The 15,756-nt window shown below is 71.2% G+C and carries 17 protein-coding genes; 10 read left to right on the top strand and 7 right to left on the bottom strand.

The window, feature by feature from the left end; translation table 11 throughout:
- The 6 genes from ACWD3D_RS20595 to ACWD3D_RS20570 form a co-directional block, all read right to left on the bottom strand.
- Positions 1-1,595: right-handed parallel beta-helix repeat-containing protein (locus ACWD3D_RS20595; RefSeq protein ID WP_451462279.1), on the bottom strand; the 1,595-nt coding region annotated here is incomplete at its 3' end.
- 338 nt (positions 1,596-1,933) lie between these two features.
- Complete coding sequence (locus ACWD3D_RS20590; protein WP_451462278.1) at positions 1,934-2,542, bottom strand: Rv1733c family protein; 609 nt, start codon at positions 2,540-2,542, stop codon at positions 1,934-1,936.
- Between the two features lie 135 nt (positions 2,543-2,677).
- Positions 2,678-3,502 (bottom strand): MOSC domain-containing protein, encoded by an 825-nt coding sequence (locus ACWD3D_RS20585; protein ID WP_451462277.1) that lies wholly within the window; start codon positions 3,500-3,502, stop codon positions 2,678-2,680.
- 80 nt (positions 3,503-3,582) lie between these two features.
- Complete coding sequence (locus ACWD3D_RS20580) at positions 3,583-4,161, bottom strand: DUF6643 family protein (protein WP_451462276.1); 579 nt, start codon at positions 4,159-4,161, stop codon at positions 3,583-3,585.
- 236 nt (positions 4,162-4,397) lie between these two features.
- On the bottom strand, positions 4,398-4,772 hold the full coding sequence (locus tag ACWD3D_RS20575) for a fluoride efflux transporter FluC (RefSeq protein WP_451462280.1): 375 nt from the start codon (positions 4,770-4,772) through the stop codon (positions 4,398-4,400).
- On the bottom strand, positions 4,772-5,239 hold the full coding sequence (locus ACWD3D_RS20570) for a fluoride efflux transporter FluC (RefSeq protein WP_451462275.1): 468 nt from the start codon (positions 5,237-5,239) through the stop codon (positions 4,772-4,774). Before ACWD3D_RS20570 ends, ACWD3D_RS20575 begins: the two co-directional genes overlap by 1 nt.
- A 205-nt stretch (positions 5,240-5,444) precedes the next feature.
- Here ACWD3D_RS20570 and ACWD3D_RS20565 point away from each other — a divergent pair, with 205 nt between their 5' ends.
- The 9 genes from ACWD3D_RS20565 to ACWD3D_RS20525 are packed head-to-tail and all read left to right on the top strand — an operon-like array spanning position 5,445 to position 13,805.
- Positions 5,445-6,407, top strand: a complete 963-nt coding sequence (locus ACWD3D_RS20565) for an urea transporter (RefSeq protein ID WP_387370459.1) — start codon at positions 5,445-5,447, stop codon at positions 6,405-6,407.
- A gap of 57 nt (positions 6,408-6,464) precedes the next feature.
- Positions 6,465-6,770, top strand: coding sequence for an urease subunit gamma (locus tag ACWD3D_RS20560; protein ID WP_387370449.1), 306 nt, complete (start codon positions 6,465-6,467; stop codon positions 6,768-6,770).
- Positions 6,767-7,819 carry a cobalamin biosynthesis protein CbiX gene (locus tag ACWD3D_RS20555; RefSeq protein ID WP_451462274.1) on the top strand — a complete coding sequence of 351 codons (1,053 nt, stop codon included), beginning with the start codon at positions 6,767-6,769 and terminating at the stop codon, positions 7,817-7,819. Before ACWD3D_RS20560 ends, ACWD3D_RS20555 begins: the two co-directional genes overlap by 4 nt.
- Entirely contained in the window at positions 7,816-8,316 is a 501-nt protein-coding gene (locus tag ACWD3D_RS20550) for an urease subunit beta (protein WP_451462273.1), read from the top strand. The genes ACWD3D_RS20555 and ACWD3D_RS20550 overlap by 4 nt, the downstream gene beginning before the upstream one ends.
- Complete coding sequence (gene ureC / locus ACWD3D_RS20545; RefSeq protein ID WP_451462272.1) at positions 8,316-10,040, top strand: urease subunit alpha; 1,725 nt, start codon at positions 8,316-8,318, stop codon at positions 10,038-10,040. Before ACWD3D_RS20550 ends, ureC begins: the two co-directional genes overlap by 1 nt.
- A gap of 9 nt (positions 10,041-10,049) precedes the next feature.
- Positions 10,050-10,796, top strand: coding sequence for an urease accessory protein UreF (locus ACWD3D_RS20540; RefSeq protein WP_387370441.1), 747 nt, complete (start codon positions 10,050-10,052; stop codon positions 10,794-10,796).
- A gap of 23 nt (positions 10,797-10,819) precedes the next feature.
- Positions 10,820-11,440, top strand: coding sequence for an urease accessory protein UreG (gene ureG / locus ACWD3D_RS20535; RefSeq protein WP_387370439.1), 621 nt, complete (start codon positions 10,820-10,822; stop codon positions 11,438-11,440).
- A gap of 1 nt (position 11,441) precedes the next feature.
- Positions 11,442-12,398, top strand: a complete 957-nt coding sequence (locus ACWD3D_RS20530) for an urease accessory protein UreD (protein ID WP_451462271.1) — start codon at positions 11,442-11,444, stop codon at positions 12,396-12,398.
- A 57-nt stretch (positions 12,399-12,455) separates the two neighbouring features.
- A complete protein-coding gene (locus ACWD3D_RS20525) occupies positions 12,456-13,805 on the top strand; it encodes an ammonium transporter (RefSeq protein WP_451462270.1) in 1,350 nt (449 codons plus the stop codon).
- Between the two features lie 148 nt (positions 13,806-13,953).
- On the opposite strand, the gene ACWD3D_RS20520 is transcribed toward ACWD3D_RS20525, so the two are convergent.
- Entirely contained in the window at positions 13,954-15,135 is a 1,182-nt protein-coding gene (locus ACWD3D_RS20520) for a glycosyltransferase (protein WP_451462269.1), read from the bottom strand.
- A gap of 57 nt (positions 15,136-15,192) precedes the next feature.
- Between ACWD3D_RS20520 and ACWD3D_RS20515 the strand changes: the two genes are divergently transcribed.
- Positions 15,193-15,756, top strand: a 564-nt coding sequence (locus ACWD3D_RS20515; protein ID WP_451462268.1) for a glutamate racemase, incomplete at its 3' end; no start/stop codon positions are given.

Here is a 15,756-nt window from a genome sequence, read left to right as displayed (position 1 = left end):
GGCGTCGCGGTGCGCTGCGCGGGCATCGAGCCGAGCAGCCCCGGCGTCGCCGCCTGCGTCGCGGTGAGTACGGGGACGGGGGCGGCTGCGGGTCCGCGCAGGGCGCTCTCGTCGCTGGTGCAGTCCTCCACGACCGCTCCCGCGCCGCCCGTTCCGTCGTGGGAGGTCCCCTCGGGGAGCTCGTAACCGCCCCGCGCGCACCGCTCGGTACGGCACCGGGTGAGGGTGGTGCGGCACCCGTCCATCACGTGGAAGCCGTACCCCTCGCTGCCGGTCACCCGGCAGTCGTGGAAGGTGCCCCGGCCCTCGGCGGAGACGTAGAACCCGGCCTCGGCCGGCGAGGTCACCGTGCAGCGTTCGATGGTGGGGTCGGCGCCCTTGGTGACGATGACCCCGGTCTGCGCCGCGTCGATGGTGCAGTTGTTGAGGGTGCCGCCGCTGCCGTGGTCGCGGAACCAGGCGCCGGTGGACGCCTCCCGGATGCGGCAGTCGTCCAACTGCGCGGTGGCTCCGTCGCTCACCGAGACGGCGGTGTTGCGGATCTGGGTGAGATCGCTGTCCACCACGTCGGCGCGGGAGCCCCGGTCGAGGACGAACAGGGCGTCGGGCACGTCGTGGACGCGGCAGGCGTCGAGTATCACCGTGGCGCCGTCGCTGACCCAGACGGCCGGGTAGTCACCCGTACTGTCGTGGATCTCGCACTGGTTGGCGTCGACCCGGGTGCCGGGGTCCCACACCGAGAGCCCGTTGCGGCCGAACCGGCGGACCGTCGAACGGGTCAGCGTCAGCACCGAACGGGAACGCAGGTCGATCGCGTTCTCCGGGATGTCGTGGATGTCGCAGTCGGCGAGCGTCAGCACGGCATCGGTGTCGAGCGTGACACCGTCGCCGGAGGTGCGGTGCACGGTGCAGTCGGTGAGATGGGCGGCGGCGCGCGCGGTCACCTGGACCCCGCTTCCCTTGACCTCGTACACCTCGCAGCCCACGGCCTCCAGCCCGCTGCCCTCGCCGGTCACGCTCAGCCCCGAGCCGGAGGCGTGGTGGACGCGGCAGCGGTCGAGCCGGGGGTGGGCGCCGTCGCGCACCGACACGCCGGACTGTCCCGCCGAGACGACCTCGCACTCCTCGAACACGCCGCCCGCGCCGTCCAGGACCGCGATCCCGACCCCCGCCGGGTTGTCGACGGTGCACCGCCGCACGGTGGGGCGGCCGGCGCCGCGTACCTCGATCCCGGCGGCCGAGCGTGTCACTATCCGCAGGTCCACGAGGTCGGGGGCGCCGGCCTCCACCAGTACCGCCGGGGCGGCCGAGTCCTGGCCCTCCACGTGCAGGTCCTGGATGACGGCGGAAGCCCGCACGGTGAGCGGCACGCCGTCCACCGGTGCGATCCGGACCGACCCGACGGCCCCTTCGGGACCGCGCAGCGTGACCGCACGCTGGACGATGAGATTCTCCCGGTACGTTCCCGGAGCGATGGTGAGGACATCGCCCTCGGCGGCCGCTTCCAGGGCCGCGCCGAGCGAGGGGTACTCGCCGGTGCGGCGCCGCCATCGCGATGTGCCGGTGTGCGTCACCTGGACCGTGCCCTGTGCCATGGCGCTGTTCTGCCCCCACCTCGTGCTGTGTGCGATCCCTCGTGTCCGTACGCACAGTCGTGCGACCGCGGGGTGCCGTCGGCCTTCCGACGACGGCGCGGGCGGATCCGCCCTGCCGAGGGGAAGGGCGGGCCGGTCCACCGTAGCGCGCGCGACGGGCGGGAGTTGACGACTCCGTCCCCCACCTCGTCGAAGTAGGGCCCCGGACAAGGCCGTCGGCCCGGCCCGGAGCGCGGTTCACCGGTACCGGGGACCCGTTGCGGACGATAGTCCCGAGGCCGTCCGCGGAACCTCGCGGGGGTGCTCGGGGACCGTTCCGGGGGCTGTCGAGGGGCCGCTCAGGAGCCCGTGCCTGTTCTGCCCCAGTCGGGGCCCACCGTCGCCCAGGCCCGGTCCAGCCGCTCGTACCGCCGTCGCACCATGCACCGCACCACGGTCCGCCGGACCGCCCCCACGACTCCGGCCGTCACCAGGAACGCACCCGTCCCGGCCAGGCCCGCGTGTATGTGCGCGGTGGGCACGTCCATGGGGCGCGGGGCGACAGTGCCCCGGTCGTCGACCCATATCAGCACCCGCTCACCGGGCTTGCGCACACGCGCCGCGGTCGGGACCGTGCCGCGCCGCTCACCGCCGTCCGGGGCTTTCCACCTCGCCGTCACCGTCTGCCGGTTCGCGGGCTCGGCCCCGCTCTCCGGGTCGCCCGCGTACACCGCCGGGCTGGTGGACACGCCCAGCACGACCGCGCTCGTCCGGTGGCGGTGCGCCTGCTGCTCCCGGATCGTGTCGCGCAGGGCGGAATCGGTGAGCAGACCGCAGAGCCAGCCGACGGCGGGCGCGACGACCACCACGAGGAGGAGGGCACAGAATGCCAGCCACGCCTCACGGCGATCCGTCATCCGGCACAAGGGATTGTGCCGCCAGCGCCAGACCCCCGAGACCGCCCGCACACCCCTCGCCCCCTCGCCCCTTGTGTCGCGCCCCGCCCGAAGCGCTCGCGTGCGCTCCTGGGGAGTGCGGAGAGCGACCTCACCACTCCCAACGCGGCTGCGCCCCCCGACTGTTCCCGGTCGTCCGCGAAACGTTCACTCAAGAACGCGGAAAGGTTCACCGACGCGGACCGTCCCCGTGCCTTCCGGCACGAGGTTCTGGCCGAAGAGCAGCTTCGTCCCCGACCTGCGGTGCAGGGCGAGCGTGCGCAGTGGTTCCTTGCCCCGTTCCGACGTCGACTGGTCGACGGTGGTGACCACGCATCTCGCGCACGGCTTCGCCACCCGGAAGGCGACCGTTCCGATCGCGACCCGCCGCCAGCCGTCCTCCTCCCAGGGAACGGTGCCGTCCACCACGACGTTGGGCCGGAACCGGTTCATCGGCAGCGGGCCCTCCCGCGGGTGGTCGCCGCTCGCGATCAGTGCGTTGAGGGCGTCCAGCGATGCCGTGGTGGTCACCAGCAGCGGGTACCCGTCCGCCAGGCTGACGGTCTCCCCGGGCCGCGCGTACGCCGGGTCGACGGGCCTCCGGTACGACGGCTCGTCCTGGTGGACGAGCCGGACCTCCGCCCCGAGGAACCCGCTCAGCCAGGCGTGCGCGGCCGGTGCCGCCTCGACCACGTCGAGCTTCTTGCCGAAGAGCTCGACGGCGACCGTGTCCGGGCGCTCCGGCACCGCCACCGCCAACGGCGTCCTGCCGGGCGCGGACAGCTCCACCCCGCCGCCCGGCAGTGGCGTCGCGGAGATCCCTGCCAGACGGGGTTCCTGACGCTGTGTGACAGCTGTGCCCGCCCCGCCCACCAGCATCCAGCGACGGTCGCCCGCGAGTCCCCACGGCTCGACTACGGCTTCGTCCACGGTCAGTGCCGCCAGCGACTTGACGGGGTGAAGGTGGATGGAGTGCAGAACGGGAGGTGCCATCCACCCATTTTGTCAGGGTTATCCGACACCCTCGCGCACACCCTCGGCCGCACCCGGAACCGCCCCTGCGCGTGGGGGAGTCAGTACCCCCGGCCCTGGTACGGCCGGTCGTACGGGTCCTCGTAGGGGGAGGGGGCCGGTGCCGGGCGGGGTGCCGCCGGCCGCAGCGCCTCGTAGCCCGTGGCGGGCGCGGGCCGCGGCGGCTGTTGCTGCTGGTAGCCACCGCGTCCGGGAGCCTGCTGCTGGGGGAAACCGCGCGCCGGGGTCTGCTGCGCGGGGAACCCCCGGGCGGGCGTCTGCTGCTGCGGGTATCCCCGCATGGGCGAGGGCTGCTGCGGGATGTACGGCGCGGGAGCGTGCTGCAGCTGCGCGGGCTGCATCTGCGCGGGGTGCATCGGAGCCTGCGGCTGGTACGGCTGCGCCATCGGCTGCTGGTAGCCATAAGAACCGGCGGGCTGGGAAGGAGCGGCAGGAAGGGCCGGCAGGGAGGACGGCAGCGCGGGGAGGTAGCTGTTGCCGGTCTCGTACGCGGCGGGCACTCGGATCGGCGCGATCTGAGGCGTGCCTCGCTCCGCGACCAGGGAGTCGTAGATCGGAGTGTCGGCGAACGACGGTGCGGCGTAGTAGCCGCTTCCGTAGCTGGAGCGGGGGGAGGTCATGCCACCTAAGTTAAGCCCACGATGTGCTAGTTGGGGAGGCCGCCCAGAAGGTTGTTTCGCGAGTTGTGCGCCAGCTGAGTTCGCCAATGCGAGCGAACTTCCTCAAAAGGGTCACCATGGGCTGTAGTGATCGTGTAAAGAGCGCATAGCCCGCTGTCGTAAGATCCTGCCGCGTCCCGGTTTGGGAGGACGGGCGGACTCCGGCCCGACGGCCCGGGACGGGGTGCCGAGCGTCTTCAGAAGATGCCTCCGGCCACCGCCGCACCTGCGAAGGACAGCCCGACACCCGCGCCCACGCTGAGCATCAGATAACTCCCGGCCGTCGCCAGGCGCCTTGTCGATGTCAGGGTCAGCAGCTCGTACGAGAACGTCGACCAGGTCGACAGGGCCCCGCAGAAGCCGGTGGCGAGCAGGAGCTGGGTCCGGGGCCCCAGATCTCCGTCCGACGCCGTGGCGGAGACGAAGCCCAGCACCAGTGAGGCGGCCGCGTTGGCCGCGAAGGTGCCCCAAGGGAAAGCTGAGCGCAGACGGTGCGAGGCGCCCACTCCGAGCAGATAGCGTAGCGGGGCGCCCACCAGTGCGCCGACGAGGACGAGCAGCCAGTCGCCGATCACGCTTCCTCCACGGGGGCGCGGCGGTCTCCGAGGAGCGCGTGCGTGGCGAAGGCTCCCGCCGTGACGGCGGCCAGCGCCGCCACCGCCGTCAGCAACAGGCAGCCGACCGCGTATCCGGGCTGCCCGTTGTCGAACAGCTCCCGGACGTCGTCCACGTAATGCGAGAACGACGTGAAGCCGCCCAGCACACCGGTGCCCAGGAGCGGGCTGACCAGCGGATGGGTGCCGGAAAGGCGGAGCTTCACGGTGACCATCAGGACGCCCATGAGGAAGCAGCCGACGACGTTGATCAGCAGGACCGTCCACGGGAATGCGGCAGTGCCGGTCGGCCAGAGCAGTTCGGCGCCGTAGCGCGCCGCCGCGCCGGCCGCACCCCCGACCGCGACCGCGGCGACGACGGTGGTCCGGGCCTCGGGTGGGTGGTCGGGGTGCGGTCGGTGATGAGCGAACGGTGTCGGGGTCATCAGCCGAACCTATGGAGCGGCACCGAGTCCGCCGCAGCACAGCGCGCACTCCGGTCCCGGCTTGAACCCGGGCGGCTCAACATCGGCACTCCCAGAGGGCTGGATGAGCTTGCCTGTGGACGTAATGGGATGTGAGTGAGTCCTGATGACTCGCCCCTCTTGCCGTCCAAGGAGAGTGGAGCTCTCCGCATCGCGGGAGTACGCCTTGTCCATGACGGAGCCGGACGTGGTCCGGAAACTCGAACGACGACAGCCGAGCGCGTATCTGCTGGCATCGGTGCGCGGAGTGGGCCAGGTCGATCTGCAACCCGCCCTCTGGACCGGTGTCCTGATCCTCGCGGGGCTCTGGGCGGCCGGCTGGCGCATCGGTCTCTTCGCCACCCTCGGCACACTGATCTCCACCGCGACCGCCTGGGCGCTGGGAGCCGACCGTACCGGCATCGCGCAGGGTCTCCAGGGCTACTGCGGCTGCCTGACCGGCATCGCCCTCGTCACCTCGCTGGGGCACCACCCGGCCACGTACGTCCTGGCCGTCGTCGGCGCGATCATGTGCACCCTCCTGATGGCGGCACTCACCACCTTCCTCGCCCCCTACGGACTGACCGCGCTCACCGCGCCCTTCTGCCTGGTGTCCGGCGTCATGGTGCTCGGCGCACCCTCGTTCGCCAGGATCTGGCACGGCGCCCCCGACGCCGTGTCCAGTACGACGAGCGGGGACACCGGCATCTCCTGGAACGACCTGTGGCACGCCTTCTTCACCAACGTGTCGCAGATCTTCCTGGTGGACGAGTGGTACGTGGGACTGATCATGCTGGTCGGCCTCGCCTTCGCCGGGGTGCGCGTCCTCCTGTACGCGGCTGCCGGCAGCGTCGTCGGGATCGTCGCCGCCTGGGCACTGGGCGCACCCACCGCGTCGATCGCCAACGGCATCTACGGCTACAACGCCGTGCTCGTCGCCATCGCCGTAGGCGCCGTGTTCCTCACCGCCACGGTGTGGAACGGCGTCTATGCCCTCTTCGGCGCAGCCGCCACCACCGGGCTGACAGCCTCGCTCACCTCGCTCTTCAAACCCTTCGGCGGCCACACCTTCACCTGGCCGTTCATCCTCACGACCTGGGTGCTCATGGCGGCCGTCCCTCTGCTGCCACGCTTCCGCCGGAGCGGCTGACCCCGCCGGGCCCGAGCCCCCTCCACGACCGTCCGCACGCACTGAGAGGTACCGACGATGAACCTCGCACCACGCGAGATCGACAAACTGCTGGTGTACGTCGTGGCCGACCTGGCGCGCAAGCGCCAGGGCCGCGGGCTCAAGCTCAACTACAGCGAGTCCGTGGCGCTGATCTCCGAGGCGATCCTGGAGGCCGCCCGGGACGGCAAGAGCGTCGCCGACTGCATGGAACTCGGCCGTCACGTCGTCGGCGAGGACGACACCATGCCCGGCGTACGCGAGATGCTCGGACTGCTGCAGATCGAGGCGTCCTTCGTCGACGGCACCAAGCTGGTGTCCTGTCACGACCCCATCGGCGGATGAACGCGCTGCCGGACGACTGCCGCGTGGTCGCCGTGTGCGGTCACGAGGCGGCGCACGGAGAGGCGCTCCGTGACCTGGAGACGCTCGGGGTCGTCGTCGTGTCCAGCGGGCGCGAGCTCTACCGTGCCGTGGCCGAAAAGCGTCCCGGGCCCGAGCAGCTCTGCGTGGTCCCGATGACTCTGGGACGGGACCCGCGACTCGTGGCCGACACGGCCCGTACCCTCCGCGCGCTGCCCAGAGTCGAGGGCTCCCGGGAACCGCGGGCCCTGCTGGCCGAGCCCTTCGGCACCACCACACATCTGATCGCCTGGCTGCGCGCTGCGGCCGGCCGTGTCCCGGTCACCTCGTCGCTGCTCGTCACCGCCCCGGCGGGCGACCCCTTCGACGACGCCGAGCTGTACCGGGTCGCGAGCCTGGTCCACCGCTACGGCCACCACGCCTTGGTCGAGGTCGCGTTCACCGGAGGCGATCCGGATTCCGCAGAGGGCCTCAGGCGCTGCCTCCTCCTCGGGGCGGACCGAGTGGTGCTGCTCCCGGCCGCGTTCGCCGTACCGCGGTCGCCCGCCGTCCCCGGCGCGGCCGACCGGACAGGGGTACGGATCGAGTGCGCCGGCCCCCCGGTGTCGCGGGCCGCGCTGATCAGGGTCCTCGCCGAGCGGGTCGCCGACGCCAGACGCCGCTGGAGCGAGCGGGCCGACGACGGGATCACCGCCGGGCTCACCGCGGCCGACGACCACGGGCACGGCCACACCCACCCGCCGGGCGAGGGGCACGATCACGGCCACGACCACCCGCACGACCACGATCACGGTCACGACCACCCGTCGGGCGAGGGCCACGACCACAGCCACGACCACACGCACCCGCCGGGCGAAGGCCACAGCCACAGCCACATGCACAGGCACCCGTCGGGCGAGGAGCACGACCACGCCCACAGCCACCCGCACACGCATCGTCACTCCGACGACGTCCACAGCCATTCGCACCCCCGCCCGCACCCCCACGCGATCGCCGAGGGCGCGGACCGAGCTGTCAGGAGCTCCGTATGACCGACCGCCAGAAATACCTCTACGGCGAGGACCCCATCGAGATCAACGCGGGCCGGCGCACGGTCAAGCTGACCGTCAGCAACACCGGGGACCGCGCGATCCAGATCGGCTCCCACTATCACTTCTTCGAGGTCAACTCAGCGCTGTCGTTCGACCGCCAGAAGGCGCTCGGCATGCACCTCAACATCCCGGCCGGCACCTCGGTACGCGTCGAGCCGGGCGGCTCGCGCGAGGTGGAACTCTGCACCTACGCCGGAACGGGCCGCCTCGTCGGCTTCAGCGGCCTGCTCAACGGCAGTCTCGCCTCCCACCCCGCGAAGGTCGAGGCGGTACGCAAGGCCATCGAGCAGGGCTTCGAGGGAGCCGGCCCCCGGCGCACCTGGGCCGACGACGGAGAGACGCGGGCCAAGGCGACGCCGCGGAACAAGGACACCAAGGCCTCCACCGACAAGCCGGCCAAGGCCAAGGACAAGGCCCAGAAGAAGGGTTCACGCTGATGCCCATCCTGCCGCGCAAGCAGTACACCGACATGTTCGGTCCCACCGTCGGCGACCGCTTCCACCTTGCCGACACCAACCTCGTCGTCGAGGTCGAGAAGGACTTCAGCGAGGGCCAGTACGGCGACGAGGTCCTCTACGGGGGCGGCAAGACCATGCGCGACGGCATGGCCTCCGATCCGCAGGCCACCAGTGCCCAGGGCGCTCTGGACACCGTCATCACCAACGTCGTCCTCATCGACCCCATTGTGGGCGTCGTCAAGTGCGACATCGGCATCAAGAACGGCTTCATCGCGGGTATCGGCAAGTCGGGCAACCCGCAGACCCAGAACAACGTCCACCCGGATCTCGTCATCGGTCCCGGCACCGAGGCCATCGCCGGCGAACACCTCATCGCCACCGCCGGTGCCATCGACACGCACGTCCACCTGATCGCACCTCAGCAGGCGGAGCAGGCGCTGACCAACGGCATCACCACCCTCATCGGTGGGGGCACCGGCCCGTCCGACGGCACCAACGGGACCACCTGCACCCCCGGCCCGTACAACATCGCCCGGTTCCTGCAGGCGGCGGAGACCTTCCCGGTCAACCTCGGCATCATGGCCAAGGGCAACGGCAGCCTGCCGGAGGCGCTGAACGAGCAGATCGTGGCCGGCGCCTGCGCCCTGAAGGTCCACGAGGACTGGGGCGCCACACCGGCCGTCATCGACAACGCCCTGAGCGTCGCCGACCGGCACGACGTGCAGGTGGCCATCCACACCGACAGCCTCAACGAGAGCGGCTTCTTCGAGGACACCCGTTCCGCGATCGACGGCCGGACCATCCACACCTTCCACAGCGAGGGCGCGGGAGGCGGTCACGCACCCGACATCATGCGCGTGGCGGGCGAGCCTAACGTGCTGCCCTCCTCCACCAACCCGACGCTGCCGTACACCAAGAACTCCGTGGACGAGCTGCTCGACATGGTGATGGTCTGCCACCACCTCAGCCACGACATCCCCGAGGACGTCTCGTTCGCCGACAGCCGGGTCCGCGCCGAGACCATTGCAGCCGAGTCGGTCCTGCACGACCTCGGCGTGATCAGCATGTTCTCTTCGGACTCGCAGGCGATGGGCCGGGTCGGTGAGTCCGTCACCCGGGCCTTCCAGACCGCCCACCACTGCAAGGACAAGCTCGGCGTCCTGGAGGGCGACTCCGCCCGCAACGACAACCAGCGAGTGCTGCGCTACCTGGCGAAGGTCACCATCAACCCGGCCATCGCCACCGGCATCTCCGACCACGTGGGCTCGATCGAGAAGGGCAAGATCGCCGACATCGTGCTCTGGCCCATCCACTCCTTCGGCGCCAAGCCGAAGATGGTGATCAAGGGCGGCATCATCTCCTGGGCGCAGATGGGCGATCCCAACGCCTCGCTGCCCACGCCGCAGCCGGTGATCTACCGGCCGATGTTCGGGCAGTACGGCAAGGCTCTCCAGGCGACCCACGCCACCTTCATGTCGCAGGCGGGCATCGCTGCCGGGGTGCCGGCCGAACTCGGCCTGGAACGCATGATCCTCCCCGTGAGCCGGACCCGGACCATCGGCAAGCACAACATGGTCCGCAACGACGCCCTGCCGGACATCAAGGTGGACCCGGAGACCTTCAAGGTCACGCTCAACGGCAAGGTCGCCACGATCGACCCCGCCGAGAAACTCCCCCTCAACCACCTGTTCTTCCTGGTCTAGGGCGGACGCGTGTACCAGGAAGAGGGCGACCCCGCTCCGATGGCCGGGGCGGGGTCCGCGGGCGGCACCCAGGGGCTCGGACCACTGCTGGTCAGCCTCCAGCTGACCGACTCGGCGTTCCCGAGCGGCTTCTACACGCTCTCGCACAGCCTGGAGGGTTTCGCGCAGGCCGGCGCGGTCGACGCGGAGAGCCTGCCGTCGCTCCTGGAGGACCTGCTGCTGCACGCCGTGGGTCCCGCCGACGCCACCGCGCTCGCGCTGGCCCACCGGGCGACGTGTGCGGGCGACCCGGAGGCCGTCGTCGGGATCGACGAGCACCTGTTCGCGACCAAGCTCGGCCGGGAGATGCGGCAGGCCGCCACCCGGACCGGTCGGCAACTCCTCGACCTCTCCCAGGAGGTCTTCGGTCACCCTGAGATCGGCGACTACTCCGGCCGGGTCGTACGCCGGGAAGCCCCCGGCACCCAGGCGGTGGCCGCCGGCGTCATCTACGCGGCGACGGGTGTCCCGGTCCGCCAGGCCGTCGCCTCGGATCTCTTCGCCTTCTGCGCGAGCTTCGCGGGTGCGGCCCTGCGCCTGCGGCTCACCGACCACCGCAGGGCCCAGACCCTGCTGCGGGGCGTCGCCCCCGTCATCGGGACCGCCGTCGAGGCTGCGCTGCGCCGCGAACTCGCCGACGTCGGCGCCTCCGCCTTCGCCTCGGACGTCATGTCCGGGCGTCACGAACGGGCCGAAGCCCGGCTCTTCGCCAGTTGACCCTCACACCTCAGGGAGCATCCATGGACGACAACGTACTGCGCGTCGGAATCGGCGGACCGGTCGGTTCCGGCAAGACCGCCCTCATCGAGGCACTCGTGCCCCTGCTGATCGAGCGGGGCCACCGCCCCGCCGTCATCACCAACGACATCTACACCCAGGAGGACGCCCAGCACGTCCGCCGTACCCTCGCCGGAGTGCTGGACCCGGAGCGGGTCGTAGGCGTCGAGACGGGCGCCTGCCCGCACACCGCCGTACGGGACGACCCCACCATGAACCTCGCCGCCGGGGCCGAGATGCTGGAGCGCTTCCCGGACACCGACACCCTGCTCTACGAGTCCGGCGGCGACAACCTCACCCTCACCTTCAGCCCGGCACTCGTCGACCTCTTCCTCTTCGTGCTGGACACCGCCGAGGGCGAGAAGATGCCGCGCAAGCGGGGACCCGGCATCACCGAATCCGATCTCCTGGTGATCAACAAGATCGACATCGCGCAGTACGTCCGGACCGACGTCGGCATCATGGAGTCCGACGCCCATCGAGTCCGCGGCGACCGTCCCGTCGTCCTCACCGACTGCCTCACAGGCGTCGGCATCGAGGACATCGCGCTCTACCTCGAATCACGCCGCAAGGTGCTGATCTGACATGCCGTCCACGCCGCCCGCCGCCACGACCGACCGGCTGGCTCCCGCGTACTACGCGGCGTCCCGCGTCCCCCCGGACGTGGCGGCCCTGGCCTCCGTGCCCGACACACTCGCGGCCGGCTCCCCGGCCAAGGTGGGCATCCTCGACCTCGCCTTCGAGGTACGGGGCGGACGCACCGAACTCGTCGAGCGCTACCAGAAGTCGCCTCTGCAGATCATGCGCCCGTTGTGGATCGACCCCGCCATGCCCGGCATGAGCCACGTCTACATGATGGCGACGGGCGGCGGGGTCGCCCAGGCGGACCGATACCGGATCGACGTCCGGTGCGGGCCGGGCACCCAACTGCACTTGACCACCCAGGCGGCCACCAAGGTCTTCAGGATGGAGCACGACTTCGCCAGCCAGCGTGTGCACCTGACGGCTGAGGAAGGCAGCTATGTCGAATACCTTCCGGACCCGCTGATCCTCTTCAAGGACTCGCGCTTCTACCAGCGCACCGAAGTCGAGGTCGCCCCCGGCGCGACCGTCGTGCTGGGCGACACCGTCACCGCCGGGAGGCTCGCCCGCGGTGAACGCCACGACTACCGCGTCCTCGCCACCGACCTGCGGTTCACCCGCCCCGACGGCACCCTCCTCGGCGTCGACACGGTGCGTCTGAGACCGGGGGGGCCCGGGGGAGTGGCGGGGCCGGGCGTCTTCGCCGGGCATGACCACGTCGCCTCGGTCTTCGTCGTGACCGACCGGGCCCCGGCCACCGAGATCGCTGACACGCTGCACACCGCACTGGCACGCTCGGGCGTCCTCTTCGGAGTCAGCACACTGCCCAGGGAGTGCGGCACCTGGGTCAGGTTCCTGGACGACAGTCCCGTCCGCGTCGCCGCGGCGCACGAGGCCGTACGCCAAGCGGTGCACCGCCTCCTCACCGGCCACCCCGCGCCGGACCTGCGTAAGCCGTAGTCCTCCCGCGTCCCCGCCCGCAAGAAGCCGCCCCCCACGCCCCCGAGGTGCACGCCGATGAACACCGCTCCCGCGCCGATGCCGCCCGCGTACGACTCCGGGGACACCGCCTGGCTGCTCGCTTCCACCGCCATGGTTCTGCTGATGACGCCAGGACTTGCGTTCTTCTACGGCGGCATGGTGCGCACCAAACACATCCTGATGATGATCAAGATGAGCTTCGCCGCACTCGCGTTCGGCACGCTCCTCTGGTGGATCATCGGCTACACCCTCGCGTTCGGCCCGGACGTCGGGGGTGTCGGCCTGATCGGAAACCTCGATCACGCCTTCATGCGCGGAATCGAACTGAACACCTTGTCCGGACACATCCCGACGTACGTGTACAGCACCTTCCAGATGGGCTTCGCGATCATCACCGTCGCCCTGATCAGCGGTTCCATCGCCGACCGCGCCACGATGAGGGGCTGGCTCGTCTTCGTCGTCCTGTGGCTCCTGATCGTCTACATCCCTCTTGCCCACTGGGTGTTCGACACCGACGGCTGGATCGTGAAGCACCTCGGCGCACTCGACTTCGCCGGAGGTCTCCCGGTGGAGCTCAACTCCGGGGTGGCCGGACTCGCCGTCGCGCTGGTGCTGCGGGCGCCGCGCGACTTCGCCCGGCGCGAGGAACGGCCCAACAACATCCCGCTCGTCGTGATCGGTGTGGGCCTCCTCTGGTTCGGCTGGTTCGGATTCAACTCCGGCTCCGCGCTGAGCGACCAGGGCACCGCGGCGGCCGCGTTCATCAACACCCAGCTCGGCGCCGCCGGTGCGATGGTCACCTGGCCGCTGGTCGAGAAGTGGCGTACGGGCAGGGTCACCACCATGGGCGTCGTCTCCTCTGCCGTCGCCGGCATGGTGGCCATCACCCCCGCTTGTGGCGAGATCAACACCCTCGGGGCGGTCGTCACCGGACTGGTGGTGGGCGCTGTCTGCGCCTTCGCCATCACCCTGAAGTACCGGTTCGGGGTGGACGACACCCTGGACGTGGTGGGCGTGCACGGCGTCGGCGGCCTGATCGGTTTGATCATGGTCGGCCTGTTCGCCACCGCCCGGATCAGCGGCAAGAAAGGGCTCTTCTACGGCGGCGGCTGGGGCCTGCTCGGTAAGCAGGTCCTCGCCATTCTCGCGGTGATCGCGTTCTCCTTCCTCCTCACCTGGCTCATCGCCAAAGTGGTCGACCTGACCGTCGGCTTCCGCGACAAGGCCGAGTACGAAGGGGTGCCGGGCGAGGAGCAGGAGCGCGCGTACGACTTCCAGACGGCGGAACGCCTCGGCGCACTGGTTTCCGGGAAGCCTGTGACCGACGACGACGAGCTCGTCAAGCAGATCACCCGGCTGCTGCGTGCCCGGGAGGACTCCCGGTAGGACGTTTCCGCCGCTTGGGCGGACCGGTGGACGACGTCCCGCGCGGTGACGCGCGCGGCGGGGGATCGTCCCTGCACGGGATACGCGTGGGGCGTCGGCCAAGGCCCGGTACGGGCGTACCCTCACGGCCGCCCCGGGCGGAGCCCGTTCACGGCTCCGGGGCGGCCTCCGGCCGGGCATAGGTGCGCCCCTTCCAGGCCGCGCCCCGTCCCCGGTAGTGCTGGACGGCCGAGTCGACCGTCATCAGCAGATACAGCGAGGCCGTGAAGGGCAGCAGCGGCGCGAGCCAGAGCGACTGGCGGTAGTACGTCAGCATCGGCAGATACGTCCCCGTCATCACCGCCCACGCCAGCCCCCCGGCCCACGCGGCCGCCGGATCGTCCATCACGGAACCGGCCACCAGCGTCGCCGGCGGCGCCAGATAGACGAGCGCGAGCCCCGGCACCGTCCCCGCCAGCAACAGCGGACTGTGGCGCAGCTGCGCGTACGCGCTCCGCGAGACCATCCGCCACAGCTCCGCGAGCCCCGGGTAGGGACGGACGCTGTCCACCCGCTCCGCGAGCCCCAGCCAGATCCGGCCGCCGGTGCGCTTGACCACCCGCGCCAGCGACACGTCGTCGATCACCGCCTGTCGGATGGACTCCGGGACTCCGGCCCGTACCGCGGCCTCGTCGCGCAGCAACACGCAGCCCCCGGCCGCCGCGGCGGTCCGCGCCCCCGGCCGGTTCACCCGGCGGAAGGGGAAGAGCTGCCCGAAGAAGTAGACGAAGGCCGGCACGACCAGCCGCTCCCAGCAGCTCTCCACCCGGAGCCGGGCCATCTGGGAGACCAGGGCGTAGCCGTCCGGGCCCGCGGGACCCGCCGCCGCCACCAGTTCCCGCAGGCTGTCCGGCTCGTGGGCGATGTCCGCGTCGGTCAGCAGCAGGAACTCCGGGTTCCGCCGCCGCGCCACCGCGATCCCGTGCCGCACCGCCCACAGCTTGCCCGTCCACCCCGGTTCCGGCTCGCCCGGGTGGACGACCCGGAGCTCCAGCCCGCCGCAGCGGTCCGCCAGCTCCCGCGCGAGCGCGCCGGTGCCGTCCGTGCTGCAGTCGTCGACGAGGACGACGAAGACCTCGCCCGGATAGTCCTGGGCCAGCAGCGAGGGCAGGCTCACCGGCAGGACCGCGACCTCGTCCCGGGCCGGTACGACGACGGCGACCGCGGGCCAGCGCGCCGGTTCCGCCCGCACGGGCAGCCGCTGGTCCGTGATCCAGAAGAACCCCTGGCCGAGCAACAGCCACACCCACGCGATCAAGGAACCCACGGCGATCCAGGCAACGGCGCTCATCCGCCGAGTCTGCCCCACTCCGACCGGCCGCGGAGGGGGGTGGCATAAGGTGACCGGGTGAAGATCGCGCTCATGGACTCAGGAATCGGCCTGCTGGCAGCCGCCGCCGAGGTGCGCCGACTGCGCCCCGACGCCGATCTGGTGCTCTCCTCGGACCCCGGCACCATGCCGTGGGGGCCGCGCACGCCCGAGGACGTCACCACGCTGGCGCTCGCCGTGGCCCGCGCCGCCGCGGAGCTCCGGCCGGACGCCTTGGTCGTCGCCTGCAACACGGCGTCCGTACGCGCGCTGCCCGCCCTCCGCGCCGAACTGGAGCCGGAGTTGCCGGTCATCGGCACCGTACCGGCGATCAAGCCCGCGGCCGCCGGCGGCGGACCGTTCGCCATCTGGGCCACCCCCGCCACCACCGGCAGCCCCTACCAGCGCGGGCTGATCAGCCAGTTCGCGGCCGGAGTGGACGTCACCGAGGTGCCCTGCCCGGGACTGGCCGACGCGATCGAGTACGCCGACGAGGCCGCGATCGACCGCGCCGTCGCCGCCGCCGCGGCGCTGACCCCGGCCGACGCCCGCACCGTCGTCCAGACGATCGTCCAGATTCCGGCTTCCTTGGTCGACACGTCA

The sequence above is a fragment of the Streptomyces sp. NPDC002690 genome (assembly GCF_053592415.1).
This window is presented reverse-complemented; position numbering and strand designations above follow the sequence as displayed.